The following is a 22,944-nucleotide window of genomic DNA, read 5'->3' on the forward strand; positions in this document are numbered from 1 at the left end:
CCCGCAGGTCGGAAGAAAAAGGGCTGTTCGCTAGGATCTACACCTGTTAATAAGCAATGGATGAGCGCGCCCAGACTATAAATATCTGAGCGTGGTGTACTCTGGGCCTTACCGTATTGTTCGGGGCGGCATATCCTGGTGAGCCCAGGGCTACCGTATCATGCGATTGTCCAGGTTTAAAGACACGAGCAATGCCGAAGTCGATCAAATAGATATGCCCATTCTCGCCTAACATAACATTTGAAGGTTTGAGATCGCGAAAAATAATCGGTGGCTGATGATTATGCAGATAACTCAACACATCACATAACTGGTCTCCCCAATTTAGCACCTGCTCCAGGGGAAGTGGACCACTGCCATTCTCATCCAGATATTCTTCGATGGTCTGCCCCTCAATAAAGTCCATTACCAGGTAGGAGCGTTCTTCTTCGGTGAAATGGTCATAGATGCGAGGCAGATTGGGATGAAGAAGGTCGGCGAGTAGATGCGATTCGCGCTCAAATGCTGCCTCCGCCTCCGCGATGAGCGTAGGGGAGAGGCCGGCCCGGCTCATCTCTTTGATGGCAATCGGGCGATTATTAAAGCGGGTATCGGCTGCCTTATAGACGGCCCCCATACCACCCTGACCAATACGGGTCTCGAGTTGATAGCGGCCGTTTAGCAGCGTCTCCTCTGGTAATGCTCCGGTTGTATGTTTAAATGGGAGCGGAGCGGAGCAGTATTGGCAGAAGCGTGCCGTCATGGCATTAGCTGCTCCGCATGTCTCACAGAACTGTTCCTGCGTTGCCATAAAGCTTATATTTTCCTATGCGAAATTTATGCCCAAAAGAAGTTGAGTCAAAAACATCTATATCTACTGTTTGCTGCTTGTATCATAGCATATAGTTCTGATTTTTGTACTCTATTGGTTTTCTATTGTCGGGTTGGTGCGCGTTGCTTGATCAATGACGCGCCAGAGGCGCATCCATTCATCAATGTTGAGGGTCTCGGCCCTGCGGTTGGTATCGATGGCTGCTTCATTCATCCAGTTGCGGATCAACTCATTTTTATGATGTAGACCATGGGTGAGTGAGTTGTGCAACTGTTTTCGTTTTTCCGAGAAACCTGCCTGTACAACTTTGAAGAAACGGTCTCGCTCTTCATGCGTCAATGGCGCCTGTTCATGGACATCTATGCGTAGAATCGCTGAGTCGACTTTGGGGGCTGGATAAAAGGCCTGCGCCGGTACGCGCGAGACGATCTGTGGCCGACCATAAAATTGTACGCTGATGGCTAGCAGGCTTAGATCACCTGGCGCCGCCACAATGCGTTGCGCAACCTCCCACTGTACCATTACGACCAGGATACGCGGTGGGTTGGCGTTTTCGAGAAAATGCCTGAATGTTGGGGCTGTAATATAATAAGGCAGGTTAGCAACAAGCTTATATGACGTCTCCCCAAAAACTTCGCTGGGATTGAGAAAGAGCAGGTTGCGGGCGATCAGCTCGACATTGGGATATTGGCGTGTGGTCTGGGCCAGCAGGGTGAGCATGTCTCGCTCGATCTCTACGGCTACGACGCGCCGGGCCTTTTGGGCCAGTTCACGGGTCAGTACTCCTGTGCCTGCACCTACTTCTAGCAGTTCATCTTCAGGCATAATCTCAGCGGCCTGCACGATCTTGTTTAGGATGCCTCGATCGATCAAAAAATTCTGGCCAAAGGATTTATTGGGTCGCATACCATGCGCCGTGAGTAAGTTACGCAACTCACGCACATTGGTTAAATCTACCATGTCTATTACTGAAGGTAGAATGTCCTGAGTATTTTGTGTGTCGTTATCCGTCAATGTCTGGCTCTCTTGTTCTTCTTTTTCTCAACTGCTTCTAACTCTAACAAACCGCCCGTCCACTGTCAAACGCGAGGGAGAGAAGCGAGACGTGTCCTGTCTTTCATAATATATAATGCTTATCTACCACCAGCGCCAGCGACTGTTGCGCCAATACTTTTTGAAGTATACATGATAGATGATCAAGCCACATAGTATGAGTACGAAAGATGTGATCCCCAAAACTATTAAGGCAGCAAATAGCAACAATAAAAGTTTGATGAGGATCGGCAGCGCACAGAGAAATCCCACACCTAGCAGTAGGAACACAAACAATGGTGGCATGTTGGCCCGCTGCCGCACTGGCCGCGCCTGCTGGGGAGCATAAAAGCGCCAGCGTTGATTTTGATAGAAGTTGTAGCCGCGCTGAAAAGTATCACCGATGCGCCGGGTACGTGAAGAAAAACGCTGGCGTGGGCGAGCGCTGTTCTGGCGTGGCTGCTCGGATGTTGCGCGGGCATCTGTCTCGTTTCGCGCCTGGTTCGTGCGCCCAGGTTCCTGTGCCTGATAACTATATGGCGGGACCGCCGTCTCAAAGTCCGCTGGATGATCCCGTTTGGGCATATCACTGGTACGATACTGGCTGTATGACTGTGTGTATATCTCTTCGCTATTTTGTTCTGTTGTATGTTCCCGTTGGGATTCGGGCATGAATTCCTGTTGGCTCATAGTATCTTCTCAACCTCACGGGTATATAAAACCCCTCCATAATTTTTACGTTTGCTCACTGTGAGGGTTGCAGATGGGTTCGGCTGGATCGACTATCGTTAAAAATAGGTAGGTACTTCAGCCCTGAAGGTAATAGTAGCGCAACGAACTCAGGTTGTAATACGTTATAATGAACGATATGTCCTACTAAAATGCCACCAATTAAATGTTTTATTTCTACTCCTATAATATCAGACATAGGAGTTATGTAAATTTCAGACCGCACTATACTCACCAAATAGGGGGAGAAGGGGCTTGGAGTTGGGGCCTTGATTGGTATCATTGAAATAAGAAAAAGTATTTTACGGAGGATGTTTGCGCTTAAAACAGAAATAAAATGATGGGAGGGAATGATGAGAATTGATATGGTTACAGCTAGATGTCTCTGGAAGGATGTAGCATGCCTATAAATGATTCGTATGATGGCGATAAGAAAGCAATCTCATACGAAGAAACAATTGACAATAGTAATAATGATCCTATAGAAATTAGCGATCAAAGTGAACAGGATGAAGTTGGAGCAGCACAGATAAAAGCTGATCAGAAACCAGCTGATCGTCCTAAGAATGTCATTCCCAAGCGGCCGTCCGCCAAATTTGAGCTGTCTTCTCCATTAAAGAAGGAAGAGAAAACCACTTTCGGCTCCCTTATTACATCCGAGCGCCAGAGCTTCCATCCCATGAGTCAGCCAGAACAGCTGAAGTACCTCCGAGGCTCCATCTTCTGTTCCTGGTGTCCATGAAGAGGATAAAGAAGAGCCTGGGCAGCCTGGGCAGCCAGATATTGCTGAAGAACAGACTGTATCGATGGCAAAAGACGATTTGGGCGCGGCGGACTCTCACGCTGAAGAGTCGCCGGCTGCATCTGCAACATCTCATTCTTCCCCTTCAGAGCAAAATTCTGAGCCCACTGCCCAGGAAGCAGATCTGGAGGATACGAATCGATTGTCGGCTCTTAATAAGGTGGTCCCCAAAACACGAAAATCGTCTACCCGCAGAACTAAAACCGCCGAACCCGCCGCTATGGTTCCAGCGGATGAGCCGGGGCATAACTTACAGCGTAATGGCCATCATAAGTCACAATCGCCTGCTAGCTTTGGACTGGATGATGTGCATTTTCTTCCCGCAGCTAAGGGAATCGCGACCCGGACAAAGCCAGCGGCCTCGCGCTCAAGCGTCGCGGTTGCTGATCCTTATTTATCCCGCCGTTCGCGCGAAATCTTGATCCAGCGCCGTAAACGTGTCAACCGGGTTTTGATGCAGAAACGCCGTCATAGCCGTTTCCAGGATACCTTTCTCCCGCGTTTGATGGCTGTCGCCCTGGCCCTGCTGGCCGTGCTGATCATATTTACCTCGGGCGCGGGCGGCGCTGCGTATGCTTATTATCAGCAGCAGTTGCCATTGCTGGATGGTATTGCTCAGCACTCACTGGCCCAGACCACAAATATTTATGATCGCAATGGCAAGCTGCTCTATCAGCTCTATGATCATAGCAATTCTGGTGGTCGCCGTACCTATGTCAATTTTGAAGATATTCCAAATGAACTGGTGAATGCTACCATTGCGGCAGAGGACCACTCTTTCTGGGATAACAGTGGTGTGGACTATACCGGTATTGTGCGTGCCGTAATCACCAATTTTCAGCATGGTAGCGTTCAAGAAGGTGGTAGTACGGTCACCCAGCAGCTGATCAAAAATCAGTTCTTCTTAAATCAGGATCGTAATCTACAGGTCAAAGGTGAAGAGGCCCTGCTGGCGACTGGTCTGACGCAGCGTTATACAAAAGCCGAGATTATGGAGATGTATCTCAATACCGTCTTCTATGGAGATTCCAACTACGGTGTTGAGGCTGCGACACAGGATTTCTTTGGTCTGAAGCCACAATGTAAGACCGGCGGCTGTAAGCCAGCTGTATCTCAATTGACTCTAGGGCAGGCATCCTTGCTGGCTGGCTTGCCACAAAGCCCGACCGGCTACATGCCCTTCACGAATAAGGATGAAGCTCTCCAGCGTCAGCAGCATGTTTTGCAGAACATGTTAACGTTGAAGATGATCACAGCTCAGCAGATGACGGCCGCCGAGAAAGAGATGCAGAACTACAAGTTCAAGCGTCCGGCATATGTGAAAAACGCTCCCCATTTCGTGGACTATGTAATTGACAATGTTCTGATCCCTTTGTTTGGGGCTTACAATCTGCGCAATGGTGGCTATTCGATCTATACCACCCTGGATCTGGATCTGGAACGCAAGGTTGAGCAAATTGTGTATAATCGCATTGACGGTAACGAGGCGGATATCTATGGCTATACCAATCTGCGTAGCGCCCATAATTTGCATAATGCTTCTGTGGTAGTGACAGATCCAAAAACTGGCGAGATTATGGCGATGGATGGTAGCGTCAATTATAATGATCAATCTAACGATTCAGCTATGGCTGGTCAGTATAATGCCGCCAATACATTGCGCCCTCCTGGTTCATCATTTAAACCGATCGTTTATGCTACGGCCTTTGAGATGGGCTGGTATCCGGCTATGAATGTACCTGATCACAATACTTACTTTCCAGATGGTGCCAAGCCGTACAATCCACCCAACTATGACCATCGGTTCCATGGCGATAACATGTCGATCCGGCGTGGTGTGGCCAACTCGTATAATATTCCGGCCGTCGATGCTATTGAATATGCTGGCGTTAAAAACGTAATGGCGATGGCTGGGCGCCTGGGACTCTCTCACGTTGCCCAAACGGCACCTGGCCGCCAGGGAGCGGCGATGGCGCTTGGTGTCAGTGAAGAAACATTGGTCAATATGACCACCGCCTATGCAACCTTTGCTAATGGTGGTGTGCGTATGCCGCAAACGACGGTTTTGCAGATCAATGATAATCAAGGCCGGCCGATCTACAAGTTTGATGCCCAGCATGCACAGGGCGAACGTGTGCTAGGTGCGGACGTTGCTTTCCTGGTCAGCAGTATGCTCTCTGACACAGTCGCCCGCCACGAAGAGTTCCCCTCCCCAATCCATTGGAATTAGATGGTCGCCCGGTGGCTGCCAAGACAGGTACTACTGATAACTTTGCAGATAACTGGACCATGGGGTATACTCCTCACTTAGCGGTGGGAGTCTGGGCTGGAAATAGCGATAATACACCGATGCAAAATGTCATTGGTATTACTGGCGCTGGCCCGATCTGGCAGGATGTCTTCCAGTACGCTAATGATAAATATAAGTTTCCGAAGGATGGCTTTACGCCCCCTTCCAATGTACACCAGGCTACTGTTTCAGCCTATACCGGGCTCTTGCCTCACCTGGGCGAGTCTACCATTACTGATTGGTTTATTGATGGCACTGTACCCACTATTCAGGGTATCTATACGCCGCCATCAATTCCTAAACCACCCAAAAATGGGAAAGATGGTCCGAATCCGGGTAACGGTAATAATGGCAATGGGACAGGTAATGGTAATTAAGCACTTGTAGTCGTCGCGCGTAGCAAAGACTAGCGATCCCCTGGATTGGGTATCCTTGAAGCGTAAAGCATAACAGGGATGACAATTCAGGGGTTTCATATTGGTGTAAGATAACAGCGAACATATCCAGCGTTTTTGATCAGAGGCTGGATGTACTCGGAGGATATTTGTGATGGCTGATCTCTCAGAGAACGAAAAGGAAAATTTACAGCAGACGCTGGCACAGTCAGGTTTTCGACCACTCAATCGCAGCGAGCGTCGTAATATCTGGATGCATGATTATGAACAGCAAGATATCGCCCTGCAGTCCTGGGCTCGCCTGGTTGAACAGCAGGGTTTGGAGATTGAGATTATGCTCCAGATGCAAGGGCTGCTGGTCTTTGGGACCATGGTTAGTACTCAGGCCTATGCTCAGTTTTATATTGATATGCATGAGCAGATGTATCGCCAGAATTTCCCTGACACAGCCGATTTCTTGCGTGAGTATTATGTTGCCCTGGTACCCCCGGAAGACCAGCCTGAGATTGGCCCGGAGGGATTGCCGGTGATGTTTCGCTATGCCCATCTGCGCGATGTCACGATTATGAGCGCGGGCCATAAAATTAAGGTTCCTTACTGGCGTGGCAAGATTAATCAGGTGGATGCCTTTGTGATTGGTGCTTCGGCCGGCGAATAAGTTTTTTAGAATGTGTTTTATCCTCATGATCACCGCGCTCTTCACGCCTGAGTTTGAGCGCCTTTGGCACTCAAGAAGTATTCTTACGTGGTGCAAAAAGTGCACTGTGCGTAATTTTTGCACCACGTAAGAAAAAAAAGCTCGGGCGCGCCAGCGCACGTCCGCACAAGGGCGGAACGCTTCCCATGATGATGGGAGTACAACATATTCTTAAATAGCAAGACAGGATTGCTTTTGATGCAATCCTGTCTTTTTTGTGTCCTTACTGCTCTGCTATTAAGCAACAATTTTGACGGTAGTGCCCATAGGAGCCCAGTTGTATAACCATTGGGCAACGCTGAATGGCATGGTCACACAGCCGTGCGTACCTGTCATCCAGCCATCAACTGGATCATGGTGATAGACGTTGGTGCCAGGACCATAGACGCTACGCCACCAGGCGTCATGCAAGAAGAAACCGCCTTCTTTGAATTCCAGGGCATAGTTGATGTGGGTGGGAGCATACCAGTAAGGCGAGCCATAGGGCCATGGCGAATAGAATGTGGTGGGACTCAATTTGACAAAAACATGATAGACACCCAGAGGTGTCTCTAGTCCAGGCTGACCCGTTGTGATTGGCGAGTTACGTACCTGGCGTCCGTTCTCGTAGAAGTAAGCCCATTGGGTGGTCCGATTCACGATAACGACTTTACCCGCACCGACATTCGTGCCACCACCACTATTGCTGCCGCCGTTGCTACCGATGGTAACCAGTCCGCTATAGACATAGCGGGGCGCCGCATTGTTGGCGGAGATACGATACCAGATATTATTGCCGCTCCAGACTCCCTGACCGATGACGCGAGCATAAATAGTGATGGGGGTGTAGGGAGCATAGGTGGTCAGAATGCGTGCACCTGTGTTGGTGCCAGCACGCACATTAGTATATCCGGTCGTTGTACCTGATTGAGTGGCTGTGGTGACTGCTTTGGTAACTGTAGCGATTGTTTTGGTAGCTGTGGCTGCATAAGTGGTTTTACTATTGAGAGGGTTTACTGTAAATAGCAATGCTAGCAGCAATGCCGATAATCCAAGGATGTACATTTTTTTTAGATTTTTTTGCATATCGACCTCTTTTTCAGATCTATATTAACTTGGCTAGTATAAGTATATATAAGCTCACCAATATACTCAAGTGAAATACTTCACATTTTATCGCAGTTGGATCAGATATAGATTGCTTGTGGGTGGAGTATCATTAATATAGGTTGCATATTACTTTGTTCTTCTGGATGCAGTTGTAGGTAGTTATCAGGGGTACTAATGACTACTTTTAGGTAGGTACGTTACGTTCTTTCTAGTGGGATCGTCTGCAAACATGTAGGTCGATTTGACTGCATATCTATTAAAGAAAATGGAGCATTATATACAATATGGATCGTTTTGTGCAAAATAATGTCGAAGAAATTATTGATCCTTCGCGCGAAGTAATGGAAGAGCTGGTTGAGATCGTAGAACAAGTGGCTCCGGCGGAAGTTATTCCAAGTTATCGTCCTACGCAGTGGGATAGTGTGAATAGCCTGCTCGACCGCGTTGATGTCATTACTGGTGGCCGTGCTGGCTCACTGGTACAGTTTGCTTCTTTCCTCTTTATCGGTGGTACTACCACGATTGTCAATCTGATTATTCTCTATATCGTTTTAAACTATATTTCGTTACCCAATGCCTTTATACATAATGCCCTTGGATCAGCCCTGGGTAGTGAACTTTCATTGCTGGCCAACTTTGCGCTCAATGATCGTTTTACATTCCGTTATGCACCCGGGCATGAGCGCTCATGGTTTGCTCGCCTCAGCCGCTTCCATGCGACCGCCATTGTTGGTATTTTGCTCACCATTGGCATCCAGAGCTTGTTGATCACCCTGCTGCACATCAATGCTTTGATTGGCCAGGCCATTGCCGTTATAATTGTACTCTTCTACAATTTCTTCTTCCATCAATTTTTCACCTATCGCCGCCTGAAAAGCATCGAATCCGTCTAGTTTCGAGCTAAAAATAAGCATAAAAATTCAGAGGGCATTTAGCCCTCTGATGCGGGGATGGTGAAAGATATTTAGAATAATGATAACTGCTGAGGAGGCTCTTCCTCACGTTTCTTCTGCACCACAACCCTGGCTGGCTGCTCAGCAGCTAGCCGCTCCGCCTCTGCTATAACCAGAGGAATCTTCTTAAAATCCTGCCGGATCGCGTCTTTCTTGGTGTGATCATGGAGTCCCGCCGCTGGATGGAACATGGGGATGCAAATACGCCCATCTTTCTTACGGGCTCTTCCATGAATAGCGCTAATCTTCTCTGAGCCGAAAAATTTAGCCATTGAAAAGCGCCCCAGGGTAACTATGACCTGTGGATTGAGTGCGGCTATCTGACGGTCCAGATATTCGTTGCAGGCGGCCATTTCATCTGGCTCGGGATCGCGATTACTGGGGGGACGACATTTTACCACATTGGTAATAAAAACATCTGAACGTTTTAGATTAATGCTTGCAAGTAATTCATCTAAAAATTGTCCTGCTGGTCCAACGAACGGACGTGCCTGTTTATCTTCATGATAGCCGGGGCCCTCGCCGATAAACATCACTTTCGCACCAGGGCTTCCCTCGCCCGGCACGGCCTTTGTTCGACCTTGACAGAGTCTGCACCTGGCGCAGGTAGAGACCTCTACAGCAATCTCTTGCAGGATTTCCTCTGACGACATGACAGTTTTACCCCTTTTTAAAGTATGTTGGAATACCGAGGCCTGTACGAGATAAGGCGACCAACAGAGGTCGCCTTATCTTTTTTGTCTTTAGATGTGGTTGTATTACCAGCGGCGGTCAGAACGCTGGCCAAAGTTGTTGTCACGGCGAGGACCACCGGTGTTACGATTGCCTCCGGGGCCTCCCATTGGGCGGCGCTGACCAAAGCCACCGCCACCGCTACCACCACGGTCATTGTTATAGCCGCCACGGTTTTGTCCGCCGTCGCGATCATAACCACCGCGATCACGGCCGCCACCCATACCGCCGCCGTAGCCACCACCACCGCCACGGTCATTGTTATAACCGCCACGGTTTTGTCCGCCGTCGCGATCACGCATACCGTAGCCGCCAGGGCCACCACGGCCAGGACCACCACGGCCAGGGCCACGGCTACCGCGATCCTGTTCCATTTCGGCCTGGGTAGGCATCTCACCGCTTAATGCTGAGCGGCGGGACAGATTGACGCGTCCCTGCCCATCGACTTCAATTACCATCACGGTAATCTCATCACCGACAGAAACAACATCCTCTGGACGCATAACCTGGTAGTCGGCCAGCTGCGAGGTACGCACCAGACCTTCTTTGCCAGGCAGGATCTCGACGAAACAGCCGAAGTCTACGATACGACGTACGGTACCGGTGTAGATGTGGCCAACCTCAACCTCTTCGGTCAGGGCACGCACCGCATCCATGGCATGCTGCATCGACTCGCCAGAGACAGCTGAGATATTCACTGAGCCATCATCCTCGATATCGAGTTTAGCGCCACTCTCTTCCTGGATCTTACGGATAGTTTTTCCGCCTGGTCCGATAACAGCACCGATCTTGTCGGGATTGATCTTAATGGTCTGGATACGGGGTGCAAACTCGGACAGCTCTTCACGAGGTGCATCGATGGCATCGAGCATCTTCTCCATGATGAACATACGGCCTTCGCGTGCCTGTTCCAGTGCCTTGGACATAATTTCGTAGGTGATACCTTTGACTTTAATATCCATTTGCAGTGCTGTGACACCGTCAGCGGTACCCGCTACCTTGAAGTCCATATCACCCAGGGCATCTTCAATGCCTTGGATGTCACTCATGACGGCCCATTTGCCTTCGCGCTCACCTTCTCCGGTGATCAAGCCCATCGCCACACCAGCGACCGGAGCATGAATCGGCACACCAGCGTCCATCAACGCCAGGGTTGTGCCACAGACCGAACCCATCGAGGTCGAACCGTTGGAGGAAAGGACATCCGAGACGGCACGAATGGTATATGGGAACTCGTTTTGGGCAGGGATGATAGCCGCAATGGCGCGCTCAGCCAGGGCACCGTGACCAATTTCACGACGGCCAGGTCCGCGCAAGGGCTTACTCTCACCGGTTGAATAAGGTGGGAAGTTATAGTGGTGCATAAAGCGTTTATTTTCGCTCGCAACCAGGCCGTCGAGCACCTGCTCATCTCCTGGTGAACCAAGCGTAACTACGCTCAAGACCTGGGTTTGTCCGCGGGTGAAAATGGCTGAACCGTGTGTGCGTGGCAGCAGGCCAACTTCACAATTGATCGCGCGAATCGTCTTTAGATCGCGACCATCGGGACGCTGACCATTATCCAGAATGTTATTGCGGACATAAGCTTTCAACTCTTTTTCGTAGAAAGCGATAATTTCCTTCAGACGCTCAGGATACTGTTCGCTAAAAGCAGCAACCAGTTCCTCTTGCACCAGGCTCAGGGCAGTTGAACGCGCTGTCTTATCAGGGTTATTAACCGCAGCCTCGAAGCGTGGTCGTACGAACTCTGCCACTTTCGTCTGCAACTCCGTATCAGCAGGAGGAGGCGTAAAGGGACGTTTGGCCCGGTTAACAGCCTGCACCAGTTTATCTTGCATCTTGATGATGTCTTGCAGGCTCTCATGTCCAAAGCGAACAGCCTCCAGCATCAACTCTTCTGGCAGTTCTTTCGCTCCAGCCTCAACCATCATGACAGCGTCAGCTGTACCTGCGATGGCGAGGTCTAATTTGCTCTGTTCCATCTGGGATTCAAGCGGATTGATCACAAATTGATCATCGATGTAACCAACGCGGACGGCACCAACAGGGCCAGCAAAGGGGATATCAGATACGCTCAGAGCGGCAGATGCGCCAACAATACCGAGAATATCATAGTCGTTTTCCTGGTCAGCAGAAAGTACGGTGATAACAACCTGGACATCGTTGCGGTAACCTTTGGGGAAGAGAGGACGGAGTGGGCGATCGGCGAGGCGGCAAGAAAGAATGGCATGTTCAGTTGCACGGCCCTCACGCTTAATAAAACCACCAGGGATCTTACCTGCAGCGTACATACGCTCTTCTACATCGACAGTTAGTGGGAAAAAGTCAATACCTTCACGAGGCTCGTCACTGCCTACCACAGTTGCCAGGATTACGGTATCTCCGTAGCGCAACAACACTGCGCCACTACTCTGCTCTGCTACCCGGCCGGTCTCTATGCTCATTACCCGACCGCCGATAACAGCTTCTTGACGGTGAATCATATTTCCTCCGATAAATGGCACCCTATTCTATCTCTGTCTTGGAATCTATGCTGAGAGCCCTGCGCATCCCATGCTCGTAAAAGCGATTGGAAACGTTGCTCACTTGCGGCTAACTATGCCGCTCTATCACTGTAGCTGATCACGTTTAGCAAAGCGCGATCGCCTGTCTGGCGGTTGCGCTCATACAATTGAATAGCATGCTACGTAAAACTGGGTGCAGTTACTCTTTACTTATAAGGGTACAACTTTGCGTACAAGCGCACTGACATATGCATCTGCTTGTTTGTGGTCTGATCCCTAATTACTCTATCACGTACTTCTCTGTGGGGGAATACCCTTGTTCTAACTCTCGCGTTCGTCTCGTTTCTCTCTAACAACTGTCTGACTGGATAAAGCGGAGAAAAATGGAGCAGCGGTCGGGCATAACGTGCGGCGCTCGCCATGCTGCGCCGACCGCATCCACAGCAACCTCGAAATTACTGGCGTGCGCCAAGTTTGACGCGGATACCCAGTTTGGCAACCAATGCGCGATAGCGCTCTGGACTCTTCTTACTGAGATAGGTAAGCAGGCGTCGGCGTTGGCCAACTAGCATGAGCAGGCCCCGACGTGAATGGAGGTCGTGCTTATGAACCTTTAAATGCTCTGTGAGCTGGTTAATGCGGTGTGTCAAAACTGAAATTTGCACTTCGGGAGAACCGGTATCGGTCTCATGGACACGTGAATCCGCAATGATCTCTGTTTTTTCTTCAACAGTCAATGCCACGTTACTAAATCACCTCCAATGTAATTTGGGTGGGAAAAAAGATGCTTCCAGGCACTCAGATTGCCATTTACAAGGCAATGCTTGCGCGGTCTGAATGATTCGGAAGTAGTTGTATACGTTCGCATTATAACATGGATACCTCAAGGGCGCAATGAATGACTGCCCCTGGTGCTCTCTCATGCATAGTTATGCGCTGCGCAAGGAAAGGCACCTCCCCGACATGCCGGTAGACAGGTGGTGAGGTGCCTTAGCATAAGCAGTCTTACTTAACAGTGACTTTTGCGCCAACCTCTGCCAGTTTAGCAGCAATTTTCTCGGCCTCTTCTTTGGAGACGCCTTCTTTAATGGCTTTTGGAGCCTCGTCAACGACAGCCTTCGCCTCTTTCAGGCCCAGGCCTGTCAGTTCGCGGACAACTTTGATGACGTTGATTTTGTTCGAACCGACTTCGGTCAGAACTGCGTCGAACTCGGTTTTCTCTTCAGCAGCAGCGGCAGGAGCAGCCTCAGCAGCAGCGGCAGGAGCAGCAGCGGCAGCGACTGGAGCAGCGCTAACGCCCCATTTCTCTTGCAGGTTTTTGGTCAGCTCGACAAGCTCGAGTACGTTTAATTTCTCAATTTCAGCAATGATATCTTGTACAGCCATGGTTGGTTCCTCCTAATTATTCAGCGGTAGCTCCGCTGTTGAGTTGTTCTGCATGTGCTTGTAACACATAACAAAGATCGCGTAATGGTGCGGTGAATAGACCGTAAGCGCTGGCGAGTGGTCCCTGGAGTGTACCAACGACTTCAGCTTTCGACTGGTCTTTGCCACCTTTGATTTTGCCAATGCCTTCAACTTGCTCGGCCGTCAATGAACGACCACCAAGAATGGCAGATTTGAGAACTGCTACCTTTGAGGTGCTGATGTAGTCAGTTACAGCTTTGGCGGCAGCAACTTCGTCTTCATATCCGAAGGCGACTGCTGTCTGACCGTTGAAGATTTTATTATCGACTGCGGTCATCTTGTTGCGCTCAGCTGCGATACGCAGAAGGGTGTTTTTCGCAATCTGGAACTCCACCTTTGCGTCGCGCATCTTTTTGCGCAGCTCGTTCATGTCCTTTACGCTCAAGCCCTGGGTTTGGACCAGGATAGCAATGGATGAACGACCAAGTTTGTCTGTTAACTCCTCAATCTTCACTTCTTTTGCCTGTGTTGGCATAAGGTGCTCTCCTCCTTTCCTGGAATAGTGTTCCGGCTTGATCAACCTTACTGGCCCTTTAAAACACCTGCATAGCTGTTCGTTGGTGGCCTGAAGATTAATCAGTGTACCTTGGTATAAAAGGGCAATAAAAATGCCTTCGATAAACCACCGAAGGCCGGAGAGAACCTCTATTCTGTTGCGGACTCACTCGTATTCTGAGAAAAAATACGCTCGTTGCCGTTTGAAACGGCCTCGCATGGAGCTAGCGAATAGTATCCCCTCGGCAAGTCGATCTTAATGATCGCTTAGGTGCTTTACAGCACGCTTGCTGTCTTCGGCGATGAGTAAAATCATCTTTTAAATATGTGCGCTCGCGCACAACCTCCATATAATACCACAGCGTTTATGAAATGTAAACTCCCCCATATTTAGAGTCAGGGATTTTCCTATTCTCCCCGCCACCTGCGGTGGCAGGGAGAGAAGAAGAAGTAAGTGGGGACACCCCAAACCCCGGCAGGGAGACCCTGCACCCCTTGTTCGGGCAAGGGAGGAGGCTAGTGGGGACACCCTACATTCCAGGCAGGAGACCTTGCACTCACTTTCCCTATTGTAGGGCAGGAGGTGCAGGAGGACGGCTAGTCCTCCTGCCGGGGTTTGGGGTGTCCCCAAATACCCTTTTATTTATTTCCGCCGCCGTAGGCGGCCAAACAAAGAGGGTGTCCCGGAGACACTCACGGGACACCCTCTTTGTTTGGCTTGCTCTTACGCCTGTGGCTTCAAAGCCGTCGCGGCAGCAACATCCAGACGGATGCTCGGCGACATAGTCGATGAAAGAACCACACTCTTCACATAAGTACCTTTGGCACCGGAAGGACGGGCACGCACGACCGAATCAACGATAGAGCTGATGTTCTGCATCAAAGCCTCTTCGCTGAACGAAAGCTTGCCGGCAGGAATGTGCAGCAATGCGGTGCGGTCGACTTTAAATTCGACACGACCAGCTTTCACGTCGCGGATCGTCTTGGCCAGATCAAAGGTAATGGTGCCAGCTTTTGGGCTTGGCATCAGGCCTCGGGGTCCCAGCTTTTTACCGAGACGACCAACTTTACCCATCACATCAGGGGTTGCGATGGCTACGTCAAAACCCAGCCAGTCGCCCTCGATCTGTTTGATGAGATCATCGAGACCAACAATATCGGCGCCGGCAGCCTCGGCTTCGGCAGCCTTCTCGCCTTGTGCGAAGACCAGCACTTTAACTTCTTTACCAGTGCCAGCGGGCAGCATAGCTACACCGCGCACCATCTGATCAGCGTGGCGTGGATCGACACCAAGCTTCATGTGAATTTCGACCGTAGGATCGAATTTGGTATAGCTAATCTTTTTGAGGAGTGAAACAGCTTCTTGTGGCTGATACAGCTTCTCGGAATCAACCAGCTTGATTGCTTCCAGATACTTTTTTCCGTGTGTTTTTGTTGCCATTATTTATTTGCCCTCCTTGTGGCAATAAACCGCAGTGACTTTCGGGCAGGGATTACTCGATGGTGACACCCATGCTGCGTGCAGTACCTTCGATTGTTTTCTCTGCAGCCTCAATGCTATTAACATTGAGATCTTTTATCTTCAATTCGGCGATCTCGCGCAGTTTGGCGCGGCTGATCGAGCCGACTTTGGTTTTGTTTGGTGTGGGAGAACCCCCGGCGATACCCGCGGCTGACTTCAGCAGATCAGGCACTGGTGGGGTCTTGGTAATAAATGTAAATGAGCGATCTTCGAAAATGGTGATCTCAGCAGGGATGACCATTCCAGCCTGATCAGCGGTACGAGCATTGTATTCCTTACAGAACATCATCAAGTTGATGCCGTGAGGACCAAGCGCGGTACCAATTGGGGGGGCTGGGGTTGCTTTCCCGGCCGGGATCTGCAACTTTACTACAGCTTTAATACGCTTTGCCATGTTTGTTCAAACTCCTCAAAAATGGGTCTATCTACGATTGGTGCCCTGGTCAGATTTTCTCGACCTGAAGGAAATCTAGCACCACTGGGGTCTCGCGACCAAAGAACGATACAAGCACAGTCACTTTATTACGATCCATATTAATATCATTGACCGTGCCAATAAATTCTGTAAATGGGCCATCTATCACACGTACACTCTGGCCTTTGGTGAAGCTGACCTTCGCCTTGGGCTTGTCGGTCTCTTGTGTGACTTGCTTTAAGATTGACCGCACCTCGTGCTCTTGCAATGGAACGGGGCGCGTTCCAGAGCCTACAAAGCTTGTGACTCCAGGCGTGTTACGGACGACATACCAGGCTTCGTCGCTCATAATCATCTCGACTAGTACGTAGCCGGGAAAAACCTTGCGCTGTACTGTGCGTCGCTGACCCTGTCTAATCTCCACCTCTTCTTCCATCGGTACGATGACACGAAAAATTTTGTTTCGCATGTCCATCGATGCGATGCGTGCCTCGAGGTGACTTCTCACTTTGTTCTCATAGCCCGAATATGTGTGAATAGCATACCAGGCACGTTTCTCCTCGGGCGGCTCTTTGTCTCCGGTACGTTCAGTAACCACGGCATTTCCCCTTATGAATTCCAGGTGACGAAGCTACTTACCACCGATAACAAGAATGAAGAGATGATAAAGCCCGAAATCGACTAAGGATAAGAGTGCTCCAAGAATGGCCGAGATAATCACGACCATAACGGTCATGTTTCTGGCTTCTTCGAAGGTCGGCCAGGTCACCTTGTATCGCAGTTCGTAGTACGAATCATAGATAAAGCGACCAATTTTATTGTTGCGCGCACGCGCAAAAATAGAGGTGCTTTTATTAGATGTACGTCGAGCCGCTGCTTTGTTTGTTGATTTCATGGTGGCAGACTCACGTCGTTCTTCGCGGGCCGAAGTCTGAGTGGCTTTATCTGTCGTTTGAACGCGCTCGCGCGGTTTAACTTCAGTTGCCTGACTTCGGCTGACATTTTTTCTTCTGTCAGTCATGTTCTTTGCCACGTTCAACCTTTCTGATCAGTAGCGATCGCGCCTGGTTCAACATATGCGTTGAAGCAGACAATCTGCTCTCTTACTTGGTCTCACGATGAGGTGCAGGCTGCCGACATGTGCTACAGAATTTTCTTAGCTCCATGCGCTCAGGATTGTTCTTTTTGTTCTTCGAGGTGGTATAATTGCGGCTTTTGCAGGTCGTGCAAGCCAAGGTTACCACAATGCGATTCTCTTTGCTTTTAGCCATTATTTTCTCCGTTTAAGGTTGGGGGTTGGCTTGCTCCGTACGCGGGTAGTCGTCGTTCTGGTTATCTTGTTAGAGACAGGAGTGGGCGCAATTATCTTGCGCCCACTATGTGTTCTATAACCTTAGCTGATTACCTTTGTGCAGATACCAGCACCAACGGTTCGGCCACCTTCGCGGATGGCGAATTTTACGCCTTCTTCCATGGCGACCGGCTGGATGAGTTCAACTGTCATTTCGATGTTGTCACCAGGCATAACCATTTCAACACCCTCTGGCAATTTGATCGCGCCAGTTACGTCCGTGGTACGAACATAGAACTGAGGACGATAGCCATTGAAGAATGGTGTGTGACGGCCGCCCTCTTCTTTGGAGAGGACATAGACCTGGGCCAGGAAATTCTTGTGCGGTTTGATCGAACCGGGCTTGGCCAATACCTGACCGCGCTCGATGTCGGTACGCTCAACACCACGCAGCAGACAACCAACGTTGTCACCGGCCATGCCGGAGTCCAGGGTCTTCTGGAACATTTCAACGCCAGTTACCACGACTGAACGGGTGGCTTCCTGGATACCGACGATCTCGATATTGTCGCCGGTTTTGACGATACCACGCTCGATACGACCGGTCGCGACAGTACCGCGACCTTTAATACCGAAGACGTCCTCAACAGGCATCAAGAATGGCTGGTCAGTAGGACGTGGAGGTGTTGGGATGTAGGAGTCAACCTGGTCCATCAGTTCCCAGATGCATTTGGCAGCTGGATCGTTGCGGGACAGGTCACCCTTGCTCTCAAGAGCACCCAGGGCCGAGCCACGAACAACTGGGATGTCGTCGCCAGGGAACTGGTTTTTGGAGAGCAGTTCGCGCACTTCCAACTCAACCAACTCTAGCAACTCTTCGTCATCCATCATGTCGACTTTGTTGAGGAAGACCACCATCGATGGCACTTCTACCTGACGGGCAAGCAGTACGTGCTCACGGGTCTGAGGCATTGGGCCGTCTGGGGCACTTACCACAAGAATAGCACCGTCCATCTGGGCGGCACCGGTGATCATGTTTTTAATGTAGTCAGCGTGACCAGGGCAGTCGACGTGCGCATAGTGGCGCTTCTCAGTCTCATACTCCAGGTGAGCAATCGAGATGGTGATACCACGCTCGCGCTCTTCGGGAGCTTTGTCGATCTGGTCAAAAGCCGTGTATTTGGCAAGCTGGGCGTTGGCTAACACTTTTGTGATGGCCGCGGTCAAGGTTGTCTTGCCATGGTCAATGTGTCCAATGGTTCCAATGTTCACATGTGGCTTTGTTCGCTCGAACTTTTTCTTCGCCATTTCCTACTGTGGCTCCTTCTGCAATCCTGCTTACGATCAGATCAGATAGCAATGGGTATAGACATGCAGCAGCCGTCTCCTGTATCTGATCGTCAAACAAAGTTAAAACTTCCCTACGGTAATACGAACGGGAGTTGACGATCAATCAGAAGACGGCAGCAAGATCTTTTTATATAAAAACCTACGCGCGGAATCTATGAAGGTGGGCATGAGGCGTGAAGAACGCCGAGCCCACTCATCATATAGTAACCACGGAAGCCCGTGATGGGACTTGAACCCATGACCTCATTCTTACCAAGAATGTGCGCTACCTCTGCGCCACACGGGCTTGATACTACCAATACCTGGAGTCATTGATAGCGGTGGGCAGTGGAGGATTCGAACCTCCGAAGCTTGCGCAACTGATTTACAGTCAGTCCCATTTGGCCACTTTGGTAACTGCCCCTATATTGTCAAACACTCCGGTTCGTCTGAGTGATCGCTCTGAGTGATCAACGCCCACATTATAGCCGACTCAATCAGTTGTGTCAACACCTTTTTTACCATTTTTTTTCATGGATGGATAAATTGATAAATTTACCTCCGTTTGCCCGGGCGCAGGAAAGTCATTGCCAAAAGCATTGCGTCTTGCCTAAATTGCTGGTATAATCTCCAACGTTGGAGAAATTCATCACACCTCATGCCTTTCAATTGTGTGGGCGGAACTGATAGCAGTTAAGCAGCATTAACATGTGCTGTTTTGCAACGAATCGATTTCCGCTACTCAATGTATGAGTAATCTGTTTGGATTTAGGAATAAGAGGTAGCTTCTATGGCGACGAATTGTGACTTCAGCCGTTCTTCCTTGCTTAGTGAGCAGTATCAGCGTGAAATGGAACTCATAGCTGTTGCATTACAAGAAGAGAGTCAGGATGAACGTGAAGAGCGTCTTAGCCTCGTCGCTCAGTCTTGGGCTCTGACTTCGGCTTGTTTCCATTCACAGCTCGAGACCAGTGACGTTCAATCCTATTCTCCGGTTGCTCTTGCTCGTCCGTAGTTTTCTAGTGAAGATGTGTTAGTTTAATTGCCATGCCTCATCCTCCTGAAATTGCACCGGAAGCTCTCACCTACCTTACGCCTGTGCAGTTTGGCATGGTGTATTGGGTGAATTTCGGTTATCCTACTCTCCCTCCTGGGATTGAAGAGAAACGCATTCTAGATTGGCACCCCGCTCTGGTGGTGTCAGGTGAGCCCTTTTGTCGTCATGCAGGGGCTGTGAATGTGGTTGCTCTCACTTCATATCGTGGGAAACTGCGCCCTTATCATCATCTCCTTCTTAAACGCGATTATCCTTTACTTGATACTGATAGCCTGGTGAAAACAGAGTTAATGTATCCTATCCTGCGTAGTTTGCTGGCTGATCAGTATGCTATTTGCCGTCTTAATGATGCTGATTTACGGGCTGTGATGGGGAAGGTCGCGAATAGCCTGGCCATTACGATGTTCTATTCTCTACATTAGTCCCTTATATGTGCCGGTAGATACTCGCTTATGACGCTCGATCAAAACCAATTTCGTTTACTCCCTTCTGTCGATGAGTTGTTGCATACTCCACAAGGTGAAGCGATGACTCTGACTTTTTCTCATGCGCTGACTGTCAGTGCGCTGCGTTTGAGTGTGTCTCAGGCGCGGGATGCTATTCGGGCGGGTGGGACCTGTCCTTCTCTTGAATCGCTGCTGGCGGCGGCTGAATTATCCCTCAAACAGCAGTTTCATCCTCAACTAAGACCAGTTATCAATGCTACCGGTGTGATTATTAATACTAATCTGGGCCGCGCTCCACTCAGCCAGGCTGCTTTGCTGGCGGTCCAACAGGTCTCCAGTGGCTATTCTAATCTTGAGTATGATGTGGAGTTGGGAACACGAGGTTCACGCCATGTTCATGTAGGCGCTCTGTTGCGTGAATTGACTGGCGCTGAGGCGGCCCTGGTGACGAATAATAATGCTGCCGCTGTGCTGCTGGGATTGAGCGCGCTGGCCCTGGGACGCGAGGTGGTGATTTCACGGGGACAACTGGTTGAGATTGGTGGTGGCTTTCGCGTTCCTGATGTGATGCGCCAGAGCGGCTGCCAGCTGGTGGAGGTGGGGACGACCAATCGCACTCGCATTGCTGATTATGTTTCTGCTATCACTGAGCGTACGGCAGTACTTTTAGCGGTCCATCCTAGCAATTTTTTGATCACTGGCTTTACCGAGTCTACTTCGATTGCTGCTCTGGCGGAAGTGGCTCAAGAGCGGGGATTGCTGGTAATGGATGATCTGGGTAGTGGCTGTCTGCTGGAGTGCGAAAAGTATGGCCTTGCCCATGAGCCTACGCCACAGGAGAGCCTGGCGGCCGGGGCTGACCTGGTCTGTTTCTCGGGGGATAAATTGTTGGGGGGACCGCAGGCGGGCATTTTGCTGGGTAAGGCTGAGGTGATTGCGCGCCTGGCTAAACATCCTTTGATGCGCGCTGTGCGTATTGATAAGATGACGCTGGCGGCACTTGAGACTACTTTGCGCCATTATCAGCGCGGTGAGGCTGAGACACAGATTCCCGTCTGGCGCATGATTGCGGCTCGGCCTGAGAAGATTGCTCGCCGGGCCGCTGATTGGGCCCACCAGTTGACCGCCCTGGGTCTGGCTGTCCATACGCAGCCTGGACAATCCACTATTGGCGGCGGCTCGCTGCCGGGCGAGACGTTACCTACTACCTTGCTAGCTCTGGATGCCACGTCTTTGTCTCTCTCGTTGGAGACCATCTCTCAACGTCTGCGCTCTCATAGTACTCCCATCATCACCAGAATCTCCCGCGACACGCTTTATCTCGATCCGCGCACGGTCCTGGAAGAGCAAGATACTGAGATTATCGCCGCCCTGCTGGTCATTTTAGCCGCTTAGTATGTGTCTTACTGCCATCATCCTGGGAAGCGTGCCGCTCTTACGCGGACGTGCGCTGAGCCCACGCTTTTTTTCTTGTGTGGTGCGTGCAAAAAGTGCGCCCATCGCACTTTTTGCACGCACCACACAAGAAAACTCCTTGAGCGCCTTTGGCGCTCAAACTCAGGCGTGAAGAGCGCGGAGATCATGAGGATAAGACATATTCTTAATAAACATCTTATAGATCTTCAAAAAAAAGAAGAGCGGCGGCTGTCCCGGGTTCGAGCCCAGACAGCTACCGCTCTTCTTTTGTCTTATTTAACGCTCTTCGCCTGTATAAATGCGTACATAGCTGCGATAGCGACGCTCATAGATCAATTCATCGTTGACCGCCTGGCGAATGGCACAGCCCTCTTCGTCCAGGTGGGCGCAATCTCCATACAGGCACTCGCCTATATAGGGACGGAATTCGACGAAACACCAGGCCAATTCTTCGGGTGGAATGTTCCAGGCCGCCAACGCACGAATACCCGCTGAATCAGCCAGCCAGCCTCCCACTGAGAGAGGGTAGAGCTGCGAACCGGTGGTGGTGTGCTTGCCCTTGCCGGTCGCGTCGCTGACAAGTCCTGTCCGAATCGCCATTCCAGGCTCGATGGCATTTACCAGCGAGGATTTACCCACCCCGGACGGCCCTGTAAACAGGGTTGTATGATCCTTTAAAAGGTCACGCAATTGATCAATTCCTCGCTCTACCTGGGTACTGGTAAAGATGACCTGGTAGCCGAGGGTAATGTATAGCTTTGTTTCTTCCTCGATATAGCTACTATGAGGGAGGTCGGCCTTATTAATACAGATAACGGGGGGGAGTTGTGCCGATTCGCAGATGGTGAGGTAACGATCTAATAAACCAAAGTGTGGTTCTGGTTGGGCGGTTGAGAACACTACTACTACTTGATTGAGATTGGCGAGCAGGGTTTGCTGGACCAATTTTTTCGAGGTGGAGCCTGCATCCATCCGGGAAAGCTCACTTTTTCTGGGGAGAATCTCTTCGATCAGGCCGGTTGTCTCGTCCAACCTGCGTATTATGACGTAATCTCCAACTGAGAGTCGTGTAGGGGCAGCATTTTCTGTACTGTCGCGTTTCTCTATTCGTTCAACACGCGCTGCTTGATTTTGTATATCGTACTTGTTGTTGCGTTGCTGGCTTTGACGTATTTTGCCTACAGGTTTCGCGGTATTAGCTTGCGCGAAAGCTTTCTTGAGTTTGCCTCGAAGGGTACAGCGCAAGATACCATCATCGGTATGAACATCATAAATGCCATGTGCGCCGTTGAGGACCATGCCGGTCAGTTGTGCCGGGTTATTAATCAATGGTATATTCCCTCCACAGAGAATAAAAAAACACGGTGTGAACAGTAATCATCGAATCTGCCTACCGTGCTGGAGGGAGCGGAACGAACCTTGCGCCATGTGTCGCGCTAGTCAGGTACTCCGCATCGCTGGGGGATACCGGG

24 protein-coding genes and 2 tRNA genes are annotated in these 22,944 nt (G+C 50.2%); 8 read left to right on the top strand and 18 right to left on the bottom strand.

Annotated features, from left to right (window positions below; genetic code table 11):
* Positions 1-46 precede the first annotated feature (46 nt).
* From EL645_RS12825 to EL645_RS12835, 3 genes are all read right to left on the bottom strand, one after another.
* A complete protein-coding gene (locus EL645_RS12825; protein WP_126550562.1) occupies positions 47-790 on the bottom strand; it encodes a serine/threonine-protein kinase in 744 nt (247 codons plus the stop codon).
* Positions 791-901: 111 nt separating this feature from the next.
* Positions 902-1,825, bottom strand: a complete 924-nt coding sequence (rsmA, locus tag EL645_RS12830) for a 16S rRNA (adenine(1518)-N(6)/adenine(1519)-N(6))-dimethyltransferase RsmA (protein ID WP_126550564.1) — start codon at positions 1,823-1,825, stop codon at positions 902-904.
* A gap of 123 nt (positions 1,826-1,948) precedes the next feature.
* Positions 1,949-2,533, bottom strand: coding sequence for a hypothetical protein (locus EL645_RS12835; RefSeq protein WP_126550566.1), 585 nt, complete (start codon positions 2,531-2,533; stop codon positions 1,949-1,951).
* 439 nt (positions 2,534-2,972) lie between these two features.
* Here EL645_RS12835 and EL645_RS12840 point away from each other — a divergent pair, with 439 nt between their 5' ends.
* From EL645_RS12840 to EL645_RS12855, 4 genes are all read left to right on the top strand, one after another.
* The gene (locus EL645_RS12840; protein WP_126550568.1) at positions 2,973-3,314 is read left to right on the top strand and encodes a hypothetical protein; all 342 of its coding nucleotides are present in this window, start codon (positions 2,973-2,975) and stop codon (positions 3,312-3,314) included.
* Positions 3,315-3,378: 64 nt separating this feature from the next.
* Entirely contained in the window at positions 3,379-5,604 is a 2,226-nt protein-coding gene (locus EL645_RS12845) for a transglycosylase domain-containing protein (protein ID WP_126550570.1), read from the top strand.
* An 11-nt stretch (positions 5,605-5,615) separates the two neighbouring features.
* Entirely contained in the window at positions 5,616-6,041 is a 426-nt protein-coding gene (locus tag EL645_RS12850) for a hypothetical protein (protein WP_136625203.1), read from the top strand.
* A gap of 172 nt (positions 6,042-6,213) precedes the next feature.
* The gene (locus EL645_RS12855) at positions 6,214-6,717 is read left to right on the top strand and encodes a GvpU-like protein (RefSeq protein ID WP_126550574.1); all 504 of its coding nucleotides are present in this window, start codon (positions 6,214-6,216) and stop codon (positions 6,715-6,717) included.
* Between the two features lie 276 nt (positions 6,718-6,993).
* Here the strand turns inward: EL645_RS12855 and EL645_RS12860 are convergent, their stop codons facing one another.
* Positions 6,994-7,821, bottom strand: coding sequence for a L,D-transpeptidase (locus EL645_RS12860; protein WP_126550575.1), 828 nt, complete (start codon positions 7,819-7,821; stop codon positions 6,994-6,996).
* A gap of 308 nt (positions 7,822-8,129) precedes the next feature.
* Between EL645_RS12860 and EL645_RS12865 the strand changes: the two genes are divergently transcribed.
* Entirely contained in the window at positions 8,130-8,738 is a 609-nt protein-coding gene (locus EL645_RS12865; protein WP_126550577.1) for a GtrA family protein, read from the top strand.
* Between the two features lie 71 nt (positions 8,739-8,809).
* On the opposite strand, the gene EL645_RS12870 is transcribed toward EL645_RS12865, so the two are convergent.
* The 13 genes from EL645_RS12870 to EL645_RS12930 form a co-directional block, all read right to left on the bottom strand.
* Positions 8,810-9,451, bottom strand: coding sequence for a uracil-DNA glycosylase (locus EL645_RS12870; protein WP_126550579.1), 642 nt, complete (start codon positions 9,449-9,451; stop codon positions 8,810-8,812).
* A gap of 105 nt (positions 9,452-9,556) precedes the next feature.
* The gene (locus EL645_RS12875; protein ID WP_126550581.1) at positions 9,557-12,013 is read right to left on the bottom strand and encodes a polyribonucleotide nucleotidyltransferase; all 2,457 of its coding nucleotides are present in this window, start codon (positions 12,011-12,013) and stop codon (positions 9,557-9,559) included.
* A gap of 476 nt (positions 12,014-12,489) precedes the next feature.
* Complete coding sequence (gene rpsO / locus EL645_RS12880; RefSeq protein ID WP_126550583.1) at positions 12,490-12,777, bottom strand: 30S ribosomal protein S15; 288 nt, start codon at positions 12,775-12,777, stop codon at positions 12,490-12,492.
* Positions 12,778-13,039: 262 nt separating this feature from the next.
* Positions 13,040-13,420, bottom strand: coding sequence for a 50S ribosomal protein L7/L12 (gene rplL, locus EL645_RS12885; RefSeq protein ID WP_126550585.1), 381 nt, complete (start codon positions 13,418-13,420; stop codon positions 13,040-13,042).
* Positions 13,421-13,436: 16 nt separating this feature from the next.
* A complete protein-coding gene (gene rplJ, locus EL645_RS12890) occupies positions 13,437-13,976 on the bottom strand; it encodes a 50S ribosomal protein L10 (RefSeq protein WP_126550586.1) in 540 nt (179 codons plus the stop codon).
* Positions 13,977-14,720: 744 nt separating this feature from the next.
* Entirely contained in the window at positions 14,721-15,437 is a 717-nt protein-coding gene (gene rplA / locus EL645_RS12895; RefSeq protein ID WP_126550588.1) for a 50S ribosomal protein L1, read from the bottom strand.
* Between the two features lie 52 nt (positions 15,438-15,489).
* Positions 15,490-15,912, bottom strand: coding sequence for a 50S ribosomal protein L11 (rplK, locus tag EL645_RS12900; protein ID WP_126550590.1), 423 nt, complete (start codon positions 15,910-15,912; stop codon positions 15,490-15,492).
* 49 nt (positions 15,913-15,961) lie between these two features.
* Entirely contained in the window at positions 15,962-16,531 is a 570-nt protein-coding gene (gene nusG, locus EL645_RS12905) for a transcription termination/antitermination protein NusG (protein WP_126550591.1), read from the bottom strand.
* 33 nt (positions 16,532-16,564) lie between these two features.
* Positions 16,565-16,966 (bottom strand): preprotein translocase subunit SecE, encoded by a 402-nt coding sequence (secE, locus tag EL645_RS12910; protein ID WP_218031826.1) that lies wholly within the window; start codon positions 16,964-16,966, stop codon positions 16,565-16,567.
* A 70-nt stretch (positions 16,967-17,036) separates the two neighbouring features.
* Positions 17,037-17,204 carry a 50S ribosomal protein L33 gene (rpmG, locus tag EL645_RS12915; protein WP_126550592.1) on the bottom strand — a complete coding sequence of 56 codons (168 nt, stop codon included), beginning with the start codon at positions 17,202-17,204 and terminating at the stop codon, positions 17,037-17,039.
* Between the two features lie 122 nt (positions 17,205-17,326).
* Positions 17,327-18,532, bottom strand: a complete 1,206-nt coding sequence (gene tuf, locus EL645_RS12920; protein ID WP_126550594.1) for an elongation factor Tu — start codon at positions 18,530-18,532, stop codon at positions 17,327-17,329.
* 256 nt (positions 18,533-18,788) lie between these two features.
* Positions 18,789-18,860 (bottom strand) — tRNA-Thr (locus EL645_RS12925).
* A 35-nt stretch (positions 18,861-18,895) separates the two neighbouring features.
* Positions 18,896-18,976: transfer RNA gene (locus tag EL645_RS12930), tRNA-Tyr, on the bottom strand.
* A 367-nt stretch (positions 18,977-19,343) separates the two neighbouring features.
* Here EL645_RS12930 and EL645_RS12935 point away from each other — a divergent pair.
* The 3 genes from EL645_RS12935 to selA all read left to right on the top strand — a co-directional run bounded on the left by EL645_RS12935 (position 19,344) and on the right by selA (position 21,451).
* Complete coding sequence (locus EL645_RS12935; RefSeq protein WP_126550596.1) at positions 19,344-19,568, top strand: hypothetical protein; 225 nt, start codon at positions 19,344-19,346, stop codon at positions 19,566-19,568.
* 95 nt (positions 19,569-19,663) lie between these two features.
* Positions 19,664-20,032 (top strand): type II toxin-antitoxin system PemK/MazF family toxin, encoded by a 369-nt coding sequence (locus tag EL645_RS12940; RefSeq protein WP_281276295.1) that lies wholly within the window; start codon positions 19,664-19,666, stop codon positions 20,030-20,032.
* A 30-nt stretch (positions 20,033-20,062) separates the two neighbouring features.
* Positions 20,063-21,451, top strand: a complete 1,389-nt coding sequence (selA, locus tag EL645_RS12945; RefSeq protein ID WP_126550601.1) for an L-seryl-tRNA(Sec) selenium transferase — start codon at positions 20,063-20,065, stop codon at positions 21,449-21,451.
* Positions 21,452-21,748: 297 nt separating this feature from the next.
* On the opposite strand, the gene rsgA is transcribed toward selA, so the two are convergent.
* Complete coding sequence (gene rsgA, locus EL645_RS12950) at positions 21,749-22,801, bottom strand: ribosome small subunit-dependent GTPase A (RefSeq protein ID WP_126550603.1); 1,053 nt, start codon at positions 22,799-22,801, stop codon at positions 21,749-21,751.
* Positions 22,802-22,944: the final 143 nt, after the last annotated feature.

This window comes from Dictyobacter kobayashii (genome assembly GCF_003967555.1).
GTDB classification, from domain to species: domain Bacteria; phylum Chloroflexota; class Ktedonobacteria; order Ktedonobacterales; family Ktedonobacteraceae; genus Dictyobacter; species Dictyobacter kobayashii.